Here is a 20,433-nt window from a genome sequence, read left to right on the forward strand (position 1 = left end):
AAGTTGCTTGTCCAACTATCAAGCTGAAACGACCGTGTCATCGGCCCGCTTCTGCGGCTCCCGACTAAACCGCACGGCCAGCGCCTTCCGCGCCGCATCCAACCCTTCCCCCTGACCCGCCACCTTGAGGAACGCATACCCCTCCAACGTGGCGCTCATCACATCGCTGCCCAGCGCCAACTGCGAATCCGCCATGCGTTCGTGAATGCGCGCCACGCGCACGAGCCGACTGCGCAGCTGATCGAAGCCCGCCAGATCGCGGCGCAGTTCAGCAAGGTCGAAATTGCCGGGCAGCAGGTTGGGGTTGTTGTTCAGCACCTCCACGGCTTTGCGCGCGAAGGCTTCGGACTTGTCGCCCATCTTCACCAGCGTTCGGCGCTGCGCCGGTGTGAGGTCGATCAGGCTGGCGAGCCGGTCTTCCAGCGTCTTCAACGCGCCGTCCACGGCGGTCAGGTCGGTGGCGCTGGATTGATACGAAATCCGGTTCAGAGACATTGCGACCCTTCTTAAGCAGGATCAGCGTCATGCCGGTCGACACAACCCGCTGAGGGTGGCCACCGTTGCGGCGTATCTCAATGCCGTACACAACTTTTGACGAAAAGCTGTCGCGCATTGCCACGGCGCGTACCGTTTACGCCGCTCCAGCGTTTAAGCGTGGAGCGCGAGCCTCAGACCGTGGCGTTCGAGTGTTGGAGGGTGAAGCGTGACTCTCAAACAGTGGCGCGCGACCCTCAAACAGTGACGTTCGAGTGTTTGAGGCTCAAACGCGACCCTCAAACAGTCGAGTTCGACCCTTTGACACTGACGCTCGACCCTCAAACAGTGGAACGCCAGTGTTTGACCCTGACGTTCGACTCTCGGAGGGTGAAGCTTCAGTGTTTGAGGGTGAAGTGTGACCGTCCGACCGTCGCTGCTCGCGATTCAATAATCAACTTTCGGTGCTACCCCCATCGCTATAATTCACGCGCTGCCGCACCAACGGCAGCCGGGTGTAGCAGCCCGTCTCTTTCTCACAGGCCGGATAGCCGCTGCCACGCGGCTTTTTTCATCCGGAGCTTGTGCACGCCTATTGTTTTTATGGCGGGCCGGGCAGGGAGACCTTCGGGTCTGCCGGTTTCCTGTGAGGCCGGTCTGCTACCCCTGTCGTCGGGCCCGCCACCCTCGTGTAGCAGCGAATGGCTGGGCCTCTCTTGTCTCACAGGAGGCTCCATGACCGGACTCGCAAGCGGGCATCTCCCCGCGTCGTATCGCTCTCCCCCAGCATCACCGCCCCGAGCGCCCACGTCATCCGACAAGGCAGGCTCACCAAGAACCGCACTTACCTGAACGGCGCCATCGCAGCACAGGCGTACCTCAAGCGCACACGCACCGCCATGTGCACGCACGGCCAATGCCGGCCGGGCATGCTGCGCGAACAGCTTCAAGTGTTCTCTGCGCAGTCGTTCCCGCCGGCGTTCGTGAAGGGTTTTGTGGATGCGATTGACGCCTACGTTTCGATGTCGCTCGGAGGGCGCGATGTCGATCCGCAAACGTGGGACGTACTAGCCGCCATCGAGCGGCGGGGCTACAGCGAATAAGAATGGATTGATGCATTCCCGTGACGGGCGGGAATGCCAGGGCCCGCCCCGACAAAACCTCAAACCTTCGCCACCGGTTTCAGCTCCCACATCGGCAGGTAGTTCATGATCGGCCGCTCGAACGTGCCGCCCTTGTCGATAAAGGGCTTGCCCGAGTCCAGCATCGGGCGAAACGTATCCAGTTGCTTGGCCGCGTCCAGATCGGTCCACAGGCTCACGTTCGACAGCGACGATGTCGCCTCGTCCTGGCCCACATAAAAGGCGACCAATCCGCGCATCGCCTCGATACCGGGCCGAAGCACCGCTTCGAGATCGTTCATCATCTGCCGCATCTCGGCAAACTTGTCTGGCGGGCACCGGAGAATCGAGACCCTGACGACTGGCTGCATTGGAAAGTCCTCTGGTTGAGCTGCGTTGAAGCACCAATAAGCAAGACCGGACGCTACTGCGCCAGGAACTTGACGATGGCATTCACCGTAGCCTGCGTCTGCTCCTCCATCAACCAATGCCCCGCATCTGGAATCACCAGCTCCTGCACATTGCTGGCGGCATTGCGCATGACGATGGCCTCGTTCTCGCCGAAGGACTTTGCGCCGCCGATGGCCAGCACCGGCATGGGCAGCTTGGTGGCGATGGATTTCTGGTTGTCTTCCGCGTCTTGCGGGATCGACAGGAATTGCGCAAATGCCGAATGCATGGCGCCCGGCTTGGCGTAGAGGCGGGCGTAATGGACGCGGGTGGCTTCGTCGATCTTGGAAGGGTCGCCGGCAAACTCATTCCAGAAGCGGTCCAGGTAGATGCGCTCGCGGCCCTTTACCAGCCGCTCGGCATCGGGGCCGCCGAACGAGAAGTGCCAGAGCTTGGGCGAGCGGACGATCTGTTCCCAGGGCGGCACGCCCGGCACGGGGGCATCCATGACGACCAGCCGCGTTGTCTTGTCCGGATAGCGCGCCGCATAGGCGAAGGCCACCATGGTGCCGATGTCGTGGCCGACCACATCGGCCTGGTCGATGTTCAGCTTTGTCAGCACAGCGCGGATGTCACCGGCCTGGGTGCGCTTGTCATAACCGCCTTCGGGGTGCGACGACAACCCCATGCCGCGCAGATCGGGTACCACCACGGTATGCGTGCGTGCCAGCTCGGCGGCCAGCGGCGCCCACATGTCACCGGTGTCGCCAAAGCCGTGCAGCAAAACCACGGCCGGCCCGCTGCCGCCGATGCGCACAAACAGCGTCGCCCCGTCGGTCTGGATGTTCTGGTGCCGAAAGCCCGGCGGATACGCCTTCACCTGCGCTTGCACAAGGGGCGTCATGGCGAGCATGAGCACGACGGCTGCAAACAGTTTTCGCATGGCGTTTCTCTCTTGGGGGGACGGGGTGGCCGGCCGGGGCCGGTGGTGAAGCGGCCCGCTGATCGGCCGGTACGGGCCGCATGCGCCGTCTTGGCCGTCTGGCAACGCGCGACGCAGACCTCGTAAAGAGTAGTACGCGCTGCGCGTCACGCAAGCGTGAAGGAGGGGGGGGGAGGAGGCGTGCGTGCGGCCTCAAGCGCTACGTTTTCGGCGGGTGCTCGCCGGACGATTCAATGACGTTGGGATGGCCGCTCACGGCAAAGCGCGGCTCAAGCATGCGATGCAGCAACACGCCGAGCACGGCGCCCGCGCATTCAGCCAGCACAAACCCCGGCACGCTGCCGGGGGCGATGCCGGCAAAGCTGTTGCTGAACATGCGCCCGAACGCCGCCGCCGGGTTGGCGAACGACGTAGACGCCGTGAACCAGTACGCCGCGCCGATATACGCCGCCACCATGGAGGAAGCACGCCCGTTGGGCGCGCGCAGGATGACCAGCAGCAAGCCGGCGGTTGCCACCGCTTCGGCAATCCACTGTCCCGTACCGCTGCGTACCTTGGTGGAAAACTGCAGGATGCTCATGTCGAACATGGCGTGCGCCAGCCATGCGCCCAAGACCGCACCCATCAACTGCGCAACGACGTAGGGCACCAGGGCGGCCCCGGGCAACTCGCCGCGCGCGGCCATCACCGCGCTGACCACTGGATTGAAGTGTGCGCCGCTGACAGGCCCCAAGGTTTCGATCAGGATGTACAGCCCGCCCACCGTGGCCGCCGTGTTGGCGAGCAACGCTATCGCAACGTTTCCGCCGGCCAGGCGTTCGGCCATGACGCCCGAGCCGATGACGATGGCCAGCAGTAACGCCGTGCCCAGTGCTTCGGCGGTAAGCCGGCTACGCATATCGACCATGGTGCTCAGCTCTGCGAAATGCGTTCAAGCGCGCTCTGCAGCTCGTCGTTGCTGAGCGTATCGAGCGGCAGTGCCAGCAACTGCAGCATGCGATAGCCGATGGCCTGGCGTGTCACCTCAAAGGCCTGGCGCTTGCCCTCGTCACCGCCCGGCGCGTTGGACGGGTCGGCATAGCCCCAATGCACCTTCACGGGGCTGCCGGGCCAGTACGGGCAGGTTTCGGCTGCGGCGCTGTCGCACACGGTAATGACGATGCGCATCTGCGGTGCGCCGTCGGCAACGAACTCGTCCCAGCTTTTGCTGCGGTAACCGGTGGTGTCGATGCCTGCGTTGGTGAGGGCGTCCAGTGCGAAGGGGTTGAGACGGCCACTCGGCGTGCTGCCGGCGCTGTATGCGCGCACGTCTTTGCCGAGTTGCTTCGCCCAATGGTTGAGCATGCCTTCGCTCAGGACGCTGCGTGCGGAGTTGTGGGTGCAGAGGATCAGGACGTTGGTGGTCATGCGTTCGCCCTTAGCAGCAGGATGAGCCGGACTTCACTGCGATACCGATCGGCTTGCCTTTCGGCGCACGCGGTGCACAGCAAGCAGAGTCCTCCGTGGCCGCCTCTTCCTGCTGACCTTCGCTGAATACTGGGATGTTGCTGAGCGAGTGGAAGTGCTCCCATGCGATGCCCTGCGGGTCGGTGATCCAATGCTTGTCGCTTCGGGCGTAGCAGCAGGTGGTTTCGCCTTCGTCCAATAGCGCCATGTCTGCTGCTTCTGCACGGGCCTTCAGTTCGGCCAGCTCTGCGGCGTCATCCACTTGGAAGCCAAGATGGTCAACGCCCGGCGCGCTGCCCCGCGTAGAGATGGCGAAGTTGATGCGCGGGTCGTCCAGCATCCACTTTGCGTAGTCGGTCTCCACGCGCGTCGGCTCGGCGGCAAACAGCTTGGAGTAGAAGGCAATGCTCTTGCTCAGGTCATCAACGTGGACATGGACGTGAAATCGTTTCATGGGGTGCTCCTTCAGCATTTGCAATCGGTGCGGGCTTGCAGGCAGGCCTCGGCCTCGCCCTGGCAGCAGTTGGCGGTCAGGAAGCCCAGCAGGGCGTTCATGTGGTCATACGCCGCGCGGTAGATCAGGTTGCGACCGTCGCGCTCCTGCGTCACCAGGCGCGCGGTCGTCAGTTCCTTGAGGTGGAACGACAAGGTGGCGCCCGGCACGTCGAGCTGTTCGGCAATCGCACCTGGCGTCAGGCCTCTCGGCCCAGCAACCACCAGCATGCGGAACACTTGCAGGCGAATGCCGTGGGCCAGCGCGGCGAGGGATCGGATAGCGTCGTTTTCTTCCATATTTCCAATATATTCGAAATATTGGGCAGCAGCAAGGCGCCAATCAGCCGGCGATGCGGGGAACACTTGGGGAACAGTTGACGCTATTGCGCGAGAGATGGGGTGATGGCGTTCGGTGGCGTCATCACCATTGGCCAGCACCTGCATGCGGTTTTGCCCACAACCCCATCACGGGGTCGATACCCCACAGAGGGTTTATAGGTTTACTTCTTTATGTATACAGATAGTAGTAGTAGATAACGGTGGATAAGTCCTGTGGATAGGTGCAAAAAGCGCTTTTGCATCAATAGCTTACAGAACGGACAACCCGTCGGACAGCGTGTGCTGTCGCGTGGATGAGTCCGGGGATCGCGTCTGGCCCTGTCTTCGCGGTGCGAAGTTGTTCCCGTGCTGTGCGCGCGCTAACCCCGGAGAACCAACACGCTTTTCCCTGGAGTTATTCACAGGGAGAGAGGGAGTTATCCACAGCGCGGGGGGGGGCGCTTCACGCCGGCCTAGTGCGGGTAATACTCCAGCTCCGCAATGCGCGCCCGGATCGCCTCGACGTTCAGGCCTTCGATATCGGGGCTCGCCATCGAGCCGCTGTCTGCGCGCCACGGCGCGTTGTCGGCGGCCTTCTGGGCGTTTCGATAGGCCAGCCACGCACGTTGGGCGGCGCGGATGGCCTGGCGCGAGGCAGGGTCCGTCTTGCTCATCACCGCTTGATACAGCGTGTTCATCTGGCGGTCGTACGCTTGGTAGGCGGTGTGTGTGCACTCGGTCATGCCGGCTGTGGTGCTGCCTCGCGGGCTCTTCAGGCATTGCTGAAGCGCATCGTCGACGGGGTCGCCGGCCCATGCGGCCACGGGCAGGAGCAGCGCGGCCGCAAGCGATAGCACGCGCACGACTCCACGCACAGCCTGGCTGGCGGGAGCGCGTGTCGGGTGTATCGGGTGTATCGGGCGGGTCTGGCGGTTGTGCATCGGAAGGGCCATCGCATACCTCATGGTGTTCACAGCGGGGGTGGTTGCCATGGTAGGAAAAGTCTTCCCGTGCCGCACTGGGCCCGGATGCCGACGTCGCCATGTGCGGATAAGGCACCCCACGCCGGCCGATTCCCGAGCACAATCCCGCACACGCTCACATCTGGCCCCCAAGGGGTCCATCCAATGACGCAATTTCGTGGTCTCTTCGCCATCGCATTTGCCATCGGTTTGCTGCCCGCGGCTGCGCAGGCGGCCAGCTTCGACTGCGGCGCCGCGCGTAGCGCAATCGAGCATGCCATCTGCAATGATCCGCAGCTCTCGGCACTGGATAGCCAACTGGCCGATGCGTACCGCGCAGCGTTGAAGAAACACGGTGCCGACGCCGACGCGTTGAAGGCCGAGCAGCGTGACTGGCTGAAACAGCGTGTGCCCTCCGGCCAAGTCGACGTGGCCGCGTTGAAGGAGGCGTACCGCACGCGCATTGACGCGTTGAAAGCGCAACCGGACTTCCCGAGTCCGAGCGCGCCTGTGGATGGCCCGGTCTTCCCCCTGAAGGCAATCGCCAAACAGCATGATTTCGTGCTGCGCATGCTCGAAGCCTGCCCGGCGGAAAGCGGCAAAGAGGACACCACCTGCGAAGGCCCGGCCCAGTTGCTCATCCATGACAAGGGCCAGCGCACCGTGCGCCAGGTCATCAATCTGCCGAAGGTGTTTGTCACGCTGCCCAAGGAGGGCAAGGGGCCGCTGGTCAACTCGGCGCGGCTCTATGACTACCAGGGCGTGATCAACGTTGGCGACTTCAACTTCGATGGCCAGGAAGACTTCGGCATCCAGACCGGCAACGAGGGCAGCTACGGCGGCCCCAGCTACGACGTCTATGTGTTCAATGCGCAGGCGCAGCGCTTTGTCCGCAACAGTGAGATGACGGCACTGATCCTGGAAACACTCGGGTTCTTTGAAGTGGATGCCAAGACCAAGCGTCTGCGTACCTTTGCGAAGGACGGTTGCTGCTATCACGAGACCACAACGTACCGCGTCGACCACGATGTGCCGGTGGCCGTTGAGCGCCGCATTGATGACGCGCAGGGTGGCGGCGACAAGATGAAAGTCACCGAGGAGACACTCGTCAACGGCAAGTGGCGCAGCAAGGTGCATTACGAGCCGATACCGAACTGAAAGCCCATCAACCATCAACACACATGAACCACGCCCGCCTGACCCAACTGCTGTGCATTGCCGGCCTGCTGCTTGCCACGCAAACCATCCACGCCGCTGAAGACGCCTGCACGGCCCAGATGGAAGGCGCGATCAAGCGGGCGTACCCCGCTGCAAAACGCCTGGGCCGCAGCTACAAGATCGATGACGCCCGCGTTCACTTGCCGGAGGCGTTCAACCCTCATGCTGTGGTGTGCCGCACGTGGCCCGCGCACCCGGAACTCGTGCTCATGGCCGTGCCGCTCATGCGGCAGGAGGACACGGAGGCGGGTACCAATGAAGGCGACCTGGATCTGTTCGTGCTTGATACCAGCAACGGCAGCATCCGGCAGCGTCTGCACTTGCCCGCGCGCATGTCGGACGATGCGGTGCGTATCCGGTCCGTCACGTTCGATACCGCGCGCTACGTGGTCGCGCCTGGGCAGCTGGCGTTCGGGGTCCGCATCGCCAAGGAGGGCAGCTCGCGCCCCAATCCGTTCAACGAGACCGACCTGTGGCTCTACACCGTGCAGGGCGCGCAACTGAAACCGGTGTTGAACGGCGTCATTGTGGAAACGGGCGGCGGCGAATGGGATACCAACTGCGCCGGCACGTTCGAGCAAACCAAGCGCACGCTGACCATGGCATCGGACACCCACAATGGCTACGCCGATATCGCCGTGTCGGAAATCAGATCCTCATCCACCAGCACGGTCGACAAGGCCGGCGAATGCCAAACGCGCGACGCCAAGCCGCAGCGCACCACCTACCGGCTTGCGTATGACGGCAAGCAGTACGTTGTGCCGAAGGCACTGGTGCCGCTGGATTGAGCGGCGAACGCGGGCACGCTCGCTGCGCGCCCTCATCCTGGCGTCTACGCCATCTCGCCTAGCCAACGGCCGATAACGCAAACGCGGCGCCCGTCCTATACCTACGGTGTTCGGCCATGCAATTGCCGTGGCGGCCCAGTCGCGGCGCTTGCCCTGGCCATCACCCAGGAGGCAAATCATGCGCATGCTCGTCAACGTGCGGATTCCGCACGAACCCTTCAACACCTACGTGCGCGATGGCTCCATCGCCGAGTTGATCCCGCGCGTGATGGCCGAGACCAAGCCCGAGGCCGTGTACTTCACCGAGCAGGATGGCCATCGCGGCGCGATGCTCATCGTCAACGTGGAATCGGCCTCGCAGATTCCCGCGCTGGCCGAGCCGTGGTTCCTGCTGTTCAACGCAGACTGTGAGTTCCGCATCGTGATGAGTGCGGAGGACCTGCAGAACGCAGGGTTGGCGGAGATCGGCTCCAAGTGGAAATGAGGTCACACCTGGAGGCGTATCCCGTGGTGCTGTGCGCCGACGGTCGTGGTTGCGATGGGTTGCTCTGAAACGCACATCCTCATCCACGCGTCAGTGCAATCAGAAGCCGTTACCCTGGCCGCCTTGCGGGCACGCGACGGTGGAGCGCCATCGCTCACGCGTCAGCGATGCAGCAGCGGATACAGCCCCAAGCCAAGCAACGCAGCCCCCGCTACGATCACCGGCTCGGGCAGCTTCTTGAACTTCACCAGCAACAACACCGTGGCCACGGCCAGCAGTGCCGTCGGCACATCCACGATGGAGCGCTTGGCCAGCACGATCACCGCGCCCGTAATGGCACCCACGGCCGCGGCCGTCACGCCGTCGACAAAGGCCAGGATGGCGGGCAGCTTGCCGTATTTCTTGAAGTACGGCGCGGGTAGGATGGTGAACAGGTAGCACGGCAGAAACGTGCCAAGCGCGGCCACGCACGCGCCGGGCACGCCCGCCACCAGGTAGCCGATAAAGCCGACGGTGATGACCACGGGGCCGGGCGTGATCATCGCCACGGCCACCGCGTCGACGAACTGCTTTTCGTTGAGCCAGTGGTGCTCCGTGACCACACCGCCGTAGAGGAACGGCACGATGGCGAGCCCCGAGCCAAATACGAACGCACCCGCCTTGGCGAAGAACACGCCAAGCTGCGAAAGCAGCGGCCAATCGATCACGCCCAGCATGCCGCTGGCCGCCGCTGCGGGTGCGACGGCGACCGCGTTCATGCGGCCCTGCCGCAGCCACTTGGGCGGCGCGCGCCAGAACCACACCAGCACACCTGCGGCAAGAAAGAGCCACGCCATCTCGGATTCAGTGACGACTGTCACCGCCGCCAGCAACAGGTAGATGGCCCACAGCAGCTTGTCCTTGCCGACGCTCTTCGTGGTGAGCTTGTGCGCGCTGATGGCGATGATGCCGATCACTGCCGCGCCCACACCGTAGAACACCGACTGCATCCACGTCAGCCCGCCAAAACGCACATAGGCCCAGCCCAGCGCCACCACCATCAGGAACGAAGGCAGCACAAACGCAAGGCCGACCAGCGTGGCACCGACGATGCGGTAGTGCACGTAGCCGAGGTAGATGGCCAGTTGCGCGGCCAGCGGCCCCGGCGCGAGTTGGGCGAGCGCGAGGCCCTCCTTGTAGTCCGCCTCGGTGATCCACTGTCGGGTGTCCACGAGGTCGCGGCGCATATAGCCTGCCAGCGCAACCGGGCCGCCAAAACCCGATGCGCCAAGCCGGAGGAAATACAGGACCAGTTGCCGCAGCGTGTAGAGGGGGCGTTCAGGGGCAATGTCCATGGGTTACCTGCGATCTGCGATGGGTGACAGCGATCACGGTTTCCCGCTGCCGGAAAAATGCGCATACAGCGAATCGAGCACGGTACCGATCTCTGCGAGCAAGGCATCGTCATCGGCCAGCCGTTTGCGTGCGCCCGCCAGGATGGCTTCGAACCCGCTGGCTTCGGGCGTGGTCGCGCCGCCCACGTCGAGGGCATGCACCATGGCGCCCAGCCGCGCGAGCCCCGGGTTGTCATCGAGCCCGAAGCTGGCGATCAGCACCTCGAACGAGACGCGCTCGCCGACATGCGTGAACGCTGCGCCGTCGAAGTCGAAGCCGAGCGCATCGGCAGGGCAATTGGCGGGGCTGTCGAGCCACAGAAACCGCGCGTGCGGATCAATGCAGCGCTGGATAAGCCAGGCGCTGGCAACGCGGTCCACCCACAGGTGCCGGCGTGTTGCCCACAGGCGGCCCTGGTACTGGGTGCGATCGCGGCGGGGGATGCCGCCGGACGCGGCGCGAGGTTCGCCCGGCGATTGCGTGGATTCGGCCGCCGCAGCGAAGTCGCGCCATTGCGCATCGGCGCGCACGGTTGCTTCGTTGGAGAAAAAGTCGATCTTGCGGATGGCCTCGTAGGCGCGGGCATGGCGGCGCAGAAGCCGGCTGCGCTCGGCGGTGGGCAGCTCGCTGAGCGTCTGGCGCGCTTCGGATAGTTCGGCCAGCCAGTCGGCGTAGTCGGGTGTGCGGTCGAACAGGGCGCGGTAGGCCGCATCTTCCGCCGCATCGCTGGCCTGCACGCGCAGCACCCAGGCCTGGCCGTCTTCCTGCAACGTCTCGTCTGCCAGGTCATTGAGTTGCGCAACGTGGTCGGCACGCGCAGGCAGCAGGTAAACGCCATCACGCAAGGCTGCACAGCCGATGGCCTTGATGGCGCGCCAGATGCGCATGCGCGCAGTGGCTCTGGCAGTGGGCAGGCTGACGATCAGGAGCAACCAGGAATCGGGCGAGGCGGTCATGACGGCAGCATAGGCGTGCGTCATAACCGCTGCAATCCTGTAGAGGTTTCTACATGAGTGCCCCGCCGCCGCACGCATCAGCGCGGCGACAGGCCCATCGCCTTCGTCAGGAACGCCTTGACGTCGGCCTCTGCGCGTTGGGCTTGCTCCAGGTTGGCGCCAGTGGACACGCCCCGGACGGTGCAGCGCTTGTAGTCGGCCTCCATGGCCTGGAGGCCGGCGTACTTCTCACCGGTCTGCAGCCGGTAATACGCATCGTGCTGCACGTCGATCATGGTCTGCGGGCAATCGCGTGCCGTGGTCGCACCCGGGAAGTACTTGAAGTAGGCACGCGTGTTGTCGAAGTCGTGATACGCGCCCGGGTACACGTGCACCTCCACGGTCTGCCCGTCGCGCTGCATGGTGTCCGCCGCATTGCGGCATAGCTGCGCGGGGGTGTAGTCGTCTTTCTCGCCCAGCGCGAGCATCAGCGGGGCGCCTGTCAGCGGGGGCGGGGGCACCTCCCACCAGAGCGCTGAGCATCCCGGGTAGAAGCCGACCAGTGCCGCAAACCGCGTGTCGTCATCCATGACGCCTTTGCGGAAGGCGTCCAGCGTCATGTCCATTGCCACGCCGCCGCCGCGCGAGAAACCGATCTGACCGATGCGCTTCGGGTCGATGCGCGGGTCGGTGCTCAGCAGCTTGAGCGCGAACAGGGCATCGGCGTCGTTGGCGGCCGGGTTCAACTGCGATTGGTTGTCCATCGTGTTTGCAATGCCGCGTGGACCAAACGAGTCCACCACGAAGGCGGCCATGCCCATCTGGTTGAACAGGCGTACCCACCGGTCGACGTCTTTTTGCTGCGGCCCGGCCGAGCCATGCGAGATGACCATGGCGGGCACCTGGCCCTGCAGGTTCTCGGGCAGATACAGCGTGCCCCAGATGGGCGTGGGTGTCTTGTCGTACTTGCGATGTACCAGCTCCCACTTGCTCTTGGGGGTGACGCTGTTGAAGTGGATGCGGCCGGTCGGTTTCGCAGAGAGGTCGCTGCGGACTTCCTGGGCGGATGCATGCACGGAAATCAGCGCCACGATAAACGTGCCGACCATCAGCATGACGATCGGCATCCACAGCCACGCAGGCATGCGCCAACACTCTTTTCTGTCTCGGGAAAAGAAGCGGCTTCTCAAGGTTTTTTTAAGCGGCACAGAAGCGGTCATCGCTGGAATCCAAGGTTGGGAGCGGTTCTTCGTTCCTTTTTTATTGAATGGAAACAAAAACGCCGCTTGATCGATGTTTATGAGGAACACATTCTCAAATACCGTTGATTTTTACATTCTTTGTAAATCCACCTTGAGCGCGCTTCCTAGAATCACGCCGTCCGCAACACTTTAAAAAAGAAATGCAGCAGGTCAAGTTGTGCGGACAGGGCTGATGCTCGCAGTCATGGGTTGTTCTGACATGTCCATCGCAAGAGACGTGGCGTGGGCGGAGACAACCTCAGCGAGATGATCGGCCCACCGGGGAAGTTGGACTTCATCAAACCATCAAAGATAAGAAGGGGAAGTCTGCGCAAATCGCGCTACGTCTGTCCGGGGGGGCAGACGTAGCGGCTTCTTTTCGCGTGCGCGCGGACGCAAACGTATGTCTACGCCATTGTTCCAGCGCCGCCGTGGGCGGCTTCAGTTTGTCTCCATCGCGCTTGTTGCTTCACCACTCGCCTTGTTCGGGGCGCTTGCGCATGCAGACTGCACCACCACCGGGCAAACCACTGTCTGCGATACGGCGGCACCTAACCCAAGCACATCGACCGTCGGCACCGGCAACGTGGCGGCAGAAGACAACCGCACGGTGACGGTCCAGACGGGCAGCACGCTGGCGGTGGGGGACACCAGTGCCATTGCCGTGCGCGACAACGCCAACATCACGGTGCAGTCCGGCGGCACGGTCAGCGCAAACGCGGTGTCGACCTCCGGCTTTTACGGTACCGGCGGCAACGCGATCGACTTCCGCAACAACAGCACGCTGACGATCGCGCAGGGCGGCCAGGTCCTGGCCAACGGCACACAGCTCAGCGGAGAGGCCGTCAACCCGGAAGGCACGGGCAACACCATCATCAATGACGGCCTGATCAAATCGGCGCATGGGGCAGCGATCTGGTTCCAGAACACCTCCGGTGGCAACACGGTCATCAACAACGCCACAGGGACGATCCAGACGGACGTGGCCAACGGCAACGTGATGGGCGCGTCGGGCAATGGGTCGGTCGACTTCACCAACCGCGGCAAGGTGATCGGCAACCTGATCTTTGCGGGCGGCAATGACGCTTTGCACCTCTATACCGGCTCGTCGGTGAGCGGCAGCATCAATGGCGGCGGCGGCGCCAACGTCATCACGCTCAACGGCACGGATAGCGCGACGCTGGGCACCATCACGAACTTCCAGACCCTGCAGAAGCAGGACAGCGGCACGTGGACGCTGTCCAAGACGCTTGCCAGCATGGGTGTGACCAATGCGCAAGTGCAGCAGGGCACGCTGATCCTGCAAGGCAACAACGGCACCTACACCGGCACGATGCAGGTGGACGCGGGCGGCACGCTGCAGGGCGATGCGTTGAGCGTGACGAAGGCCGTGACGAACAACGGCCTGGTGCGGTTCCAGCAGGATGTGGATGGCAGCTATGCCGGCCAGATCGTGGGCGCAGGTGCGCTGGAAAAAACCGGCACGGGCACGCTCACGCTCGGCGCCGGCAATACGTACAGCGGCGGCACGACCATCACCCAGGGCACGCTCGCCATCGGCGCGGACAGCGCATTGGGCGCCACCACGGGTGGGCTGACGCTCAACGGCGGCACGCTGCAACTGACGGGCAATGTGGATGTGGCGGCCACGCGCGCCATCAGCATCACCAATGCCAACGGCACGATCGATACGCAGGGCTTTACGTCGACGGTGAGCCAGGGCATCACAGGTACCGGCGCACTGACCAAGGCAGGCAGCGGCACGCTGGTGCTGGCGGGCGATAGCGCGTACCAGGGCGGCACCACCATCTCGGCGGGCGCCTTGCAACTCGGTAACGGTGGTACGTCGGGTTCGATCACGGGCAATGTCCGAGACAACGGCACGCTGGTGTTCAACCGGTCGGACGTGTTCACCTTTGGCGGCACAGTCTCCGGCACGGGCGGTATCACGCAGGCCGGCACGGGCACGACCGTGCTGACCGCCAACAACGCGATCCAGGGCGATACGTTGGTCGCCAGCGGGGCACTGGCCATCGGCGATGCGGCGCATGCGGGTGCGACACTCGGCGCGTCCGGCGCCAATGCGCCGCAGAGCTTGCGGCCCATGGCCGGCGGCAGCGGCGGCAATGTCCAGATCGCGGCCAACGCCACGCTGGGCGGCTACGGCACCGTCAACGGCGCTGTCACCAACAACGGCACGGTGGCCGTGGCCGATGCATTGGCGGCGTTTGCCAACGCGGGCGGCGGCAGCCTGACGATCAACGGCTCGCTCAACAACGCCGGCACGGTGCAGATCGGTGGCGCAGGTGTGGGCAACAAGCTGGTGGTCAACGGCAACTACGTTGGCAATGGTGGCGTGCTGGCGATCAACACCAAGCTGGGTGCCGACAACTCGCCGACCGACAAGCTCGTCATCTCGGGCGGCACCGCGAGCGGCAATACGGCGGTGCGCGTCACCAATGCCGGCGGCGCGGGCGCGAAGACGACCGGTGATGGCATCGAAGTCGTCAGCGCCATCAACGGCGCGACCACGCAGGCCAATGCCTTCGCGCTCGCCAACCGTGTGGTCGCCGGCCCGTATGAGTACACGCTGCAACGCGGTGGCTCCGCCAGTGCGGACAGCTGGTATCTGCGCACCCTGCAGACTGCTATCCAAGGCACCAGCGGCGGCACAGGCGCGGGCACTGGCACCACGCAGCCGGCGCTGCGTCCGGAGGTCTCGCTCTACACGGCCATTCCGTCGCTGACCCTGCTGTACGGCCGCGCGCTGCTCGATACGCTGCACGAGCGTGTGGGTGAAGAGAGCAACCAGGCCGCAGCACCCGCAGGCACATCGCCCATGCTGCGCACCGGCTGGGCACGCGTCATCGCCCAGAAGGGCAGCCGCATGTCGGATGGCAACGGCATCTACGGCAACCAGGGCCCGGCGTTCAGCTATGACTTCGGTGGCGTGCAGCTCGGCGCCGATGTCTACCAGCGCCAGCGCGATGACGGCAGCCACGACCACGCCGGCGGTTACTTCGCCACCGGCCGCATCGCGGCAGACGTGACGCACGCCGATGGCGCGGACGCCGGTCGCGACACCGTCAACGCCAACACGGTCGGCTTGTACTGGACGCACTTTGCCCCCTCGGGCTGGTATCTGGATGGCGTGGTGCAGGGCACGCGCTACGACGCCGATGCCTCGCCGCATGGCGTGAATGGTTTGAAGACGCACGCGCTGGGTTACGCTGCTTCGCTTGAAGCGGGCTACCCGATCGCGCTGTCACCGCAATGGCGCGTCGAGCCGCAAGCGCAGCTCGTGTATCAGCGTGCCGCGTTTTCCGATGCCAACGACGGCGCCGCCGACGTGCGCTTCAACTCGGTGAACTCGATGCTCGGCCGCCTGGGCGTGCGCGTGAGCAAGCGCTGGGGCGAATCGCCCGAGCGCCAGCACACCGCGTGGGTGCGTGCGAATGTGTGGCACGAGTTCCGCGGCCAGACGGGCATGCAGATGTCGTCGCCCGACGGTGGCTTCGTTCCGTTCACGTCGCAATTGCCGAGCACGACGCTGGAGCTGACGGGTGGCCTCACGGCACAGGTGGCGAAGAACGGCGTGTTCTATGCGAGCCTCGGCTACCAGGTCAGCGCGGACCGTCGCCTGCACGGAGTCAACGGCAAGGCGGGGGTGCGTTGGGGGTGGTGATGGGAATTCGCCGGTCTAGCCTGTAAAACAAAAAGAGCCGCTCGATGCGGCTCTTTCTTTTCGTCACGCCTCGGCGTTACTGCGCCTGGTCCCCACCCCATCCTGCGTCTCACGCTCTTCGCGGATCTCTCCGTCTTCATTGGCCTCCAGTTCCGCGCGGATGTGCGCGGCTCCGGGTCACGCGCTCCGGCAGCTCCTGGCGGAACAGCACCTTGCGCTCGGGCGGTCCGGTTTCCACGCAGGTCTTGCCGAACGGCGTGACGATGATGTCGCCGCGCTCGATGGTGGCCAGCTGCAGCAGGCTCAGCGCTTCACTACTTTTTAATCATGGGAGCTTGGCTCTGAGGCGATCTAGCAATGTCGGCGGCAGCGGCACGTACTCCTCGGGAGAGACTCCAAGGTGGTAATAAACACGGTCACCATCAAAAACGATTTGGGGGTAAATATCACTATATGTCCTCTCCGCGATTAGTTTATTTTTCTTTGCGTCATACAGCCTAAACAACGAACCGTCTCGATAAGGAAGATAGCAAACCTCGCCAATATATCGACGAAGGTCATCCACCTCCTTCCTGCACTCACCCGCATATATCCGACTCCTAACAAAGAAAGCGTACTGCGCAGCAAAAGCAATGACAAACACAATAAAAATCGCCTTAACCAGCCTCAATTTCATATCGCACCAGAAAAATCGAACTCTATTATTTTAGGAGGATTCAATCTCACCGACCGGCGATCAGAATACAGAACAATGTCCCCACCCTGCTTGGTTTTCATCTGCCAAATTCTATAGCCCTTGTTTCTCACGGGATAATAAACCGTGGCATCCGATATGGCGTTATACAAAGCGACTGGATAATTTGGAAAATCCAGTTCGGTCAACTCACCCACAACTGTAGCAATCGGAACCACTATGAAGCCACGTTTATTCCAATGTCCCAGATACTGAGTTCCCATCTCCTGAGAGCGGTCATGGAATGTAAAAACATCACGCATATACACAACAATCTCATTGACAATCAACCGCCCCCTCCACTCGGTTTTGTCAACAACATATTGATGTTCCCCAAGGGCGGCATTAATCGAAAAGGCGCCTAGCGCACCATACAAATCATCCATGAATGTTCCATCTTTCCAAGCCACTCCCCTCAGGAACATCTCAAACTTCTTCAGATTCCCACTATCAACCGTTATTAACTGAAACTGATATTCTTTATGCCACCTCTGAATATCGGCGCCACACAAGTCCCGGGGGTCAACATGGTTAGCCGACGAATCTTTTCCAATAAATTTTTTCTTGAGGACACGAACAGCCGCCCTACTAAACAAGTAGTCCCTATTCAGGAGTTCGTCGTATTTTTTTCTCGCTCGATCAAATCCAAGTATCCAATCCAGTTTGAACATGGTCGTATCAACCATGCTTGATGGAAACGGCTTCCCATTCTGATTGATACCAATTGCAGCCCCCTCGTCAGTGGTAGCGTAGTTGAGCTCCCCTGAAAACCATTTCCTCTGCAATTTTGCTGACATTGGCCAACCTATGCGATCCAGTGCATCTGGAATATCTTGAAGGTCAAAGGGCTTCACTCTTGGCTTGCTTGAGGCCACTGCAGTAGTAGGTTTTGGGGATTTCGGAGGCGGTGGCGTATTCAGCCAGTCCTTGAAATCCAAGAACCCTTCGATCAAGCTCTTCGGTGCCCGCTTGGGCTCTGGCGGTTTTGCTGGTGGCGGTGGAGTCGGCGGCTGGTCCCGTAGCGGCGGTGCGGGCCGGTTCATGGAGATAGAAAACTCCTGTGCATCAAGCGCCGTGCAAGTGTTCTTTGAAAGCACCCACCACGGATTCCACAAGATGTTTTTTTCCAAGTAATGCATCTTCTCGTCTGACGTGCTCATTTCGAGTGGCCTCTTTGGATTTTTTCCGTTGGATTCAGCAGAAAACCGCCTTGCAGCGGTTTTCCTTGCACTCGGAGCCTCACTCCACCCCTACGGCGTCCTCCTTCTTCCTTGGCGATTTGGCGAACCGCGCCGACAGTTCCTTGCGCGCTGCATCCAACCCTTCGCCATGGCCTGCCACCTTGAGGAAGGCATACCCCTCCAAGGCGGCGTTCATCACGTCACTGCCCAGCGCCAGTTGTGAATCGACCATCCGTTCGTGAATGCGGTCCAAGCGCATCAGGCGGCTGCGCAACAGGTCAAACGCAGCCAGATCGCGGCGCAGTTCGGCAATGTTGAAGTTGGCGGGCAGCACGTTCGGGTTGGCACCCAGCACCTCCACCGCCGTGCGGGCAAACGCTTCGGATTTGCCGCCCATCTTGGTCAGAAACCGACGCTGTTCGATGGTCAGGTCGATCAAGCCAGTGAGCTTGTCTTCCAGCGTCTTCAGCGCGCCATCCACGGCGGCCAGATCGGTTGCACTGAGCTGAAACGAAATCAGGTTTTGCGACATCGCATTCCTCTGTTACGGGTTGGCAACGTCATGCCTCAGGGGCATGACTGCGCGAGAGTGGACGCTGCCCACGCCGTACGCAATGTCAGCCAGCGCTTTTCAGAAAATGCTGATGCAGAGGGTGTTCGGAACCACGCCAATGCAGTTCCGAACGGGACACCTTCACGTTCAGAACGTCATGCATGACGTTTGGTACCCGACATTTGGCGTTCGGAACGCCATGTCTAAGGTTCAGAACCGGATCTGTTGCGTCTAAAACTCAACCCTATGGCGTTCTGAACACCATCCCATTGGGTTCCGAACGCCATGGGGAGGGTTCCAAACGCAGTCGTTGTGGTTCTGATCTTGACGACGGCCGTCGTGAACTCGATGGTCGGTGTTCAGCACGCTTGAGGAAACTCGCCACGCAGGGGAGGGCCGGCGAGCACAAGCAAGGTTGGAACGAGAGTGGTAACGCTCGATCGGCGCGAAGTAGTCCCTACCGGGTCCGCCGTCCGCCCATAAAGGGAAACGGCCACACGAGAGTGGCGGCAAGGACTAGCGCTTAGTCCTTGTTGGTGACCGCCGGGGGTTCCAGTCCTCGGCCGCTTTCTCTCATGGCACGAAAGCGGCACCGCGAATACGAGCGCCACCTTCCATTGAGGCAATGTGCGGCGGAACCCGTCAGAGTTTGCTCATGCACGTGCAGTGCTGTGTTCCGTGGAACACGAGGCGAGCACGATTGCTCACGGCTACCTCAGCCCGGATGGTCCCCACCATCCTGCGCCTCACGCTCTTCGCGCTCCTCGCGCTCTTCACGGGGCAGGGTCAGCATGCCGGTGTTGTAGACGTACTCATACACCTCGCCATAGCGGCCCCATTCGATGCCGATCTTGAGCACGCGCTCCGCCTCTTCGGGCTTGAGGTAGGCCTCCAGCTCGCGCAGCACGTGTTCTTCGCGGATCTCGCCGTCTTCGTGGGCGTCCAGTTCGGCGCGGATGTGCGCGGCCAGGGCCACGCGCTCCAACAGCTTCTGGCCGAACAGCACCTTGCGCTCGGGCGGTTCGGTTTCCATGTAGGTCTTGCCGAACGGGGTGACGATGATGTCGCCGCGCTCGATGGTGGCCAGTTGCAGCAGGGCCAGCGCTTCGCACGCGGGCAGCAGGTCGTCGTCGGTCACGCCGGCTTCTTCTGCCAGGTGCGGCAGGTCGGCACGGCCATTGAACGGCGCCTCGACCAGCAGGTCGAGAATGGCCTCCATCTGGCCGATCTCGGCATCGGGCAGGCGGTAGGCAAGCTGCTCGGCGGCAGGCTCCACGCCCACATGCACGCCCACGCGCTGCGGCGAGGTCATCAGGCCATACACCTCGTCGATGAGGTTGCGCACGGCGGCGGAATCACGGTTGCGCGGGCGCGCGAACGGCACGCGCACCTCGGCGCGGATGCGCCCCGGATCGCTCGACAGGATGACGATACGGTCCGCCATCATCACCGCCTCTTCAATGTTGTGCGAGACGATGAGGATGCTCTTGATGTTGGTGCGGCGGTCTTCCCACAGGTCGAGCATTTCGTCGCGCAGGTTCTCGCCGGTCAGCACGTCAAGCGCCGAGAACGCTTCGTCCATCAGCAGCAGGTCGGGCTCGGTCACCAGCGCGCGCGCAATGCCCACACGCTGGCGCATGCCGCCCGAGAGTTCGCGCGGCAGGGCGCTGTTGAAGCCCGAGAGGCCGATCAGGTCGATGGCCTGTTCAGCCCGCTCTTCGCGCTCGGCCTTGGCCACGCCTTGCGCTTCCAGGCCCAGCTCCACGTTTTGCTGCACCGTCAGCCACGGGAACAGCGCAAACGACTGGAACACCATCGCAATGCCCTGCACGGGGCCGGTGTACTCGCGCCCGCGAAACAGCACCTGGCCGCGATCGGCGCGCACCAGGCCCGCCATGATGCGCAGCAGGGTCGACTTGCCCGAGCCCGATTTGCCCAGCATGGCGACGATCTCGCCCTGGCGCAGGTTGAGGTCCACGCCTTCGAGCACGGCGCGGTCTGTGTGGTCTGCGGTGCGGAAGATCTTCGAGACGCCGCGCAGCTCCATGACGCTTTCAGTGTTCTGGCTATGGGTGCTGGTGGTAACCATGTG

At 62.7% G+C, this 20,433-nt stretch carries 19 protein-coding genes and 2 pseudogenes; 6 read left to right on the top strand and 15 right to left on the bottom strand.

Annotated features, from left to right (window positions below):
- Positions 1–18: 18 nt before the first annotated feature.
- Positions 19–495 (bottom strand): hypothetical protein, encoded by a 477-nt coding sequence (locus tag R2N16_RS12745; RefSeq protein ID WP_316666068.1) that lies wholly within the window; start codon positions 493–495, stop codon positions 19–21.
- Between the two features lie 714 nt (positions 496–1,209).
- Here R2N16_RS12745 and R2N16_RS12750 point away from each other — a divergent pair.
- Positions 1,210–1,577, top strand: a pseudogene (locus R2N16_RS12750) (hypothetical protein).
- A 59-nt stretch (positions 1,578–1,636) separates the two neighbouring features.
- On the opposite strand, the gene R2N16_RS12755 reads toward R2N16_RS12750, so the two are convergent.
- The 7 genes from R2N16_RS12755 to R2N16_RS12785 form a co-directional block, all read right to left on the bottom strand.
- Positions 1,637–1,900, bottom strand: coding sequence for a BTB/POZ domain-containing protein (locus R2N16_RS12755; RefSeq protein ID WP_316666069.1), 264 nt, complete (start codon positions 1,898–1,900; stop codon positions 1,637–1,639).
- A 119-nt stretch (positions 1,901–2,019) separates the two neighbouring features.
- The gene (locus R2N16_RS12760; protein ID WP_316666071.1) at positions 2,020–2,928 is read right to left on the bottom strand and encodes an alpha/beta fold hydrolase; all 909 of its coding nucleotides are present in this window, start codon (positions 2,926–2,928) and stop codon (positions 2,020–2,022) included.
- A gap of 199 nt (positions 2,929–3,127) precedes the next feature.
- Positions 3,128–3,835 (bottom strand): aquaporin, encoded by a 708-nt coding sequence (locus R2N16_RS12765; RefSeq protein ID WP_316666072.1) that lies wholly within the window; start codon positions 3,833–3,835, stop codon positions 3,128–3,130.
- A 5-nt stretch (positions 3,836–3,840) separates the two neighbouring features.
- Positions 3,841–4,335 carry an arsenate reductase ArsC gene (locus R2N16_RS12770; RefSeq protein WP_316666073.1) on the bottom strand — a complete coding sequence of 165 codons (495 nt, stop codon included), beginning with the start codon at positions 4,333–4,335 and terminating at the stop codon, positions 3,841–3,843.
- Between the two features lie 10 nt (positions 4,336–4,345).
- Positions 4,346–4,828: an ArsI/CadI family heavy metal resistance metalloenzyme gene (locus R2N16_RS12775; RefSeq protein ID WP_316666074.1), complete on the bottom strand. Its 483-nt coding sequence runs from the start codon at positions 4,826–4,828 to the stop codon at positions 4,346–4,348.
- Between the two features lie 11 nt (positions 4,829–4,839).
- On the bottom strand, positions 4,840–5,166 hold the full coding sequence (locus R2N16_RS12780; RefSeq protein ID WP_316666329.1) for an ArsR/SmtB family transcription factor: 327 nt from the start codon (positions 5,164–5,166) through the stop codon (positions 4,840–4,842).
- 494 nt (positions 5,167–5,660) lie between these two features.
- Positions 5,661–6,044, bottom strand: coding sequence for a lysozyme inhibitor LprI family protein (locus R2N16_RS12785; protein ID WP_316666075.1), 384 nt, complete (start codon positions 6,042–6,044; stop codon positions 5,661–5,663).
- Positions 6,045–6,314: 270 nt separating this feature from the next.
- Here R2N16_RS12785 and R2N16_RS12790 point away from each other — a divergent pair, with 270 nt between their 5' ends.
- The 3 genes from R2N16_RS12790 (at position 6,315) to R2N16_RS12800 (ending at position 8,639) form a co-directional block, all read left to right on the top strand.
- A complete protein-coding gene (locus tag R2N16_RS12790; protein WP_316666076.1) occupies positions 6,315–7,307 on the top strand; it encodes a lysozyme inhibitor LprI family protein in 993 nt (330 codons plus the stop codon).
- 23 nt (positions 7,308–7,330) lie between these two features.
- On the top strand, positions 7,331–8,155 hold the full coding sequence (locus R2N16_RS12795; RefSeq protein WP_316666077.1) for a PA3715 family protein: 825 nt from the start codon (positions 7,331–7,333) through the stop codon (positions 8,153–8,155).
- 178 nt (positions 8,156–8,333) lie between these two features.
- Positions 8,334–8,639, top strand: coding sequence for a panthothenate synthetase (locus tag R2N16_RS12800; RefSeq protein WP_316666079.1), 306 nt, complete (start codon positions 8,334–8,336; stop codon positions 8,637–8,639).
- 161 nt (positions 8,640–8,800) lie between these two features.
- On the opposite strand, the gene R2N16_RS12805 is transcribed toward R2N16_RS12800, so the two are convergent.
- The 3 genes from R2N16_RS12805 to R2N16_RS12815 all read right to left on the bottom strand — a co-directional run bounded on the left by R2N16_RS12805 (position 8,801) and on the right by R2N16_RS12815 (position 12,075).
- Positions 8,801–9,973: a chromate transporter gene (locus R2N16_RS12805; protein WP_316666080.1), complete on the bottom strand. Its 1,173-nt coding sequence runs from the start codon at positions 9,971–9,973 to the stop codon at positions 8,801–8,803.
- A gap of 33 nt (positions 9,974–10,006) precedes the next feature.
- Positions 10,007–10,969: a chromate resistance protein ChrB domain-containing protein gene (locus R2N16_RS12810; RefSeq protein ID WP_316666330.1), complete on the bottom strand. Its 963-nt coding sequence runs from the start codon at positions 10,967–10,969 to the stop codon at positions 10,007–10,009.
- 77 nt (positions 10,970–11,046) lie between these two features.
- On the bottom strand, positions 11,047–12,075 hold the full coding sequence (locus R2N16_RS12815) for a dienelactone hydrolase family protein (RefSeq protein WP_316666081.1): 1,029 nt from the start codon (positions 12,073–12,075) through the stop codon (positions 11,047–11,049).
- On the opposite strand from R2N16_RS12815, the gene R2N16_RS12820 reads away from it, so the two are divergent.
- Complete coding sequence (locus R2N16_RS12820) at positions 12,062–12,238, top strand: hypothetical protein (protein WP_316666082.1); 177 nt, start codon at positions 12,062–12,064, stop codon at positions 12,236–12,238. The genes R2N16_RS12815 and R2N16_RS12820 overlap by 14 nt on opposite strands.
- A gap of 354 nt (positions 12,239–12,592) precedes the next feature.
- The gene (locus tag R2N16_RS12825; protein ID WP_316666083.1) at positions 12,593–15,874 is read left to right on the top strand and encodes an autotransporter family protein; all 3,282 of its coding nucleotides are present in this window, start codon (positions 12,593–12,595) and stop codon (positions 15,872–15,874) included.
- A 111-nt stretch (positions 15,875–15,985) separates the two neighbouring features.
- Here the strand turns inward: R2N16_RS12825 and R2N16_RS12830 are convergent.
- The 4 genes and pseudogenes from R2N16_RS12830 to R2N16_RS12845 form a co-directional block, all read right to left on the bottom strand.
- Positions 15,986–16,199 (bottom strand): annotated as a pseudogene (locus R2N16_RS12830) (AAA-associated domain-containing protein); the annotation flags it as partial.
- A 347-nt stretch (positions 16,200–16,546) separates the two neighbouring features.
- Positions 16,547–17,767, bottom strand: a complete 1,221-nt coding sequence (locus R2N16_RS12835) for a DUF6402 family protein (protein WP_316666084.1) — start codon at positions 17,765–17,767, stop codon at positions 16,547–16,549.
- Between the two features lie 79 nt (positions 17,768–17,846).
- Positions 17,847–18,320: a hypothetical protein gene (locus R2N16_RS12840; RefSeq protein WP_316666085.1), complete on the bottom strand. Its 474-nt coding sequence runs from the start codon at positions 18,318–18,320 to the stop codon at positions 17,847–17,849.
- A gap of 736 nt (positions 18,321–19,056) precedes the next feature.
- Entirely contained in the window at positions 19,057–20,430 is a 1,374-nt protein-coding gene (locus R2N16_RS12845) for an ABC transporter ATP-binding protein (protein ID WP_316666087.1), read from the bottom strand.
- Between the last annotated feature and the right edge of the window lie 3 nt (positions 20,431–20,433).

It is taken from the genome of Ralstonia psammae (assembly GCF_958405935.1).
Taxonomy (GTDB): Bacteria; Pseudomonadota; Gammaproteobacteria; order Burkholderiales; family Burkholderiaceae; genus Ralstonia; species Ralstonia psammae.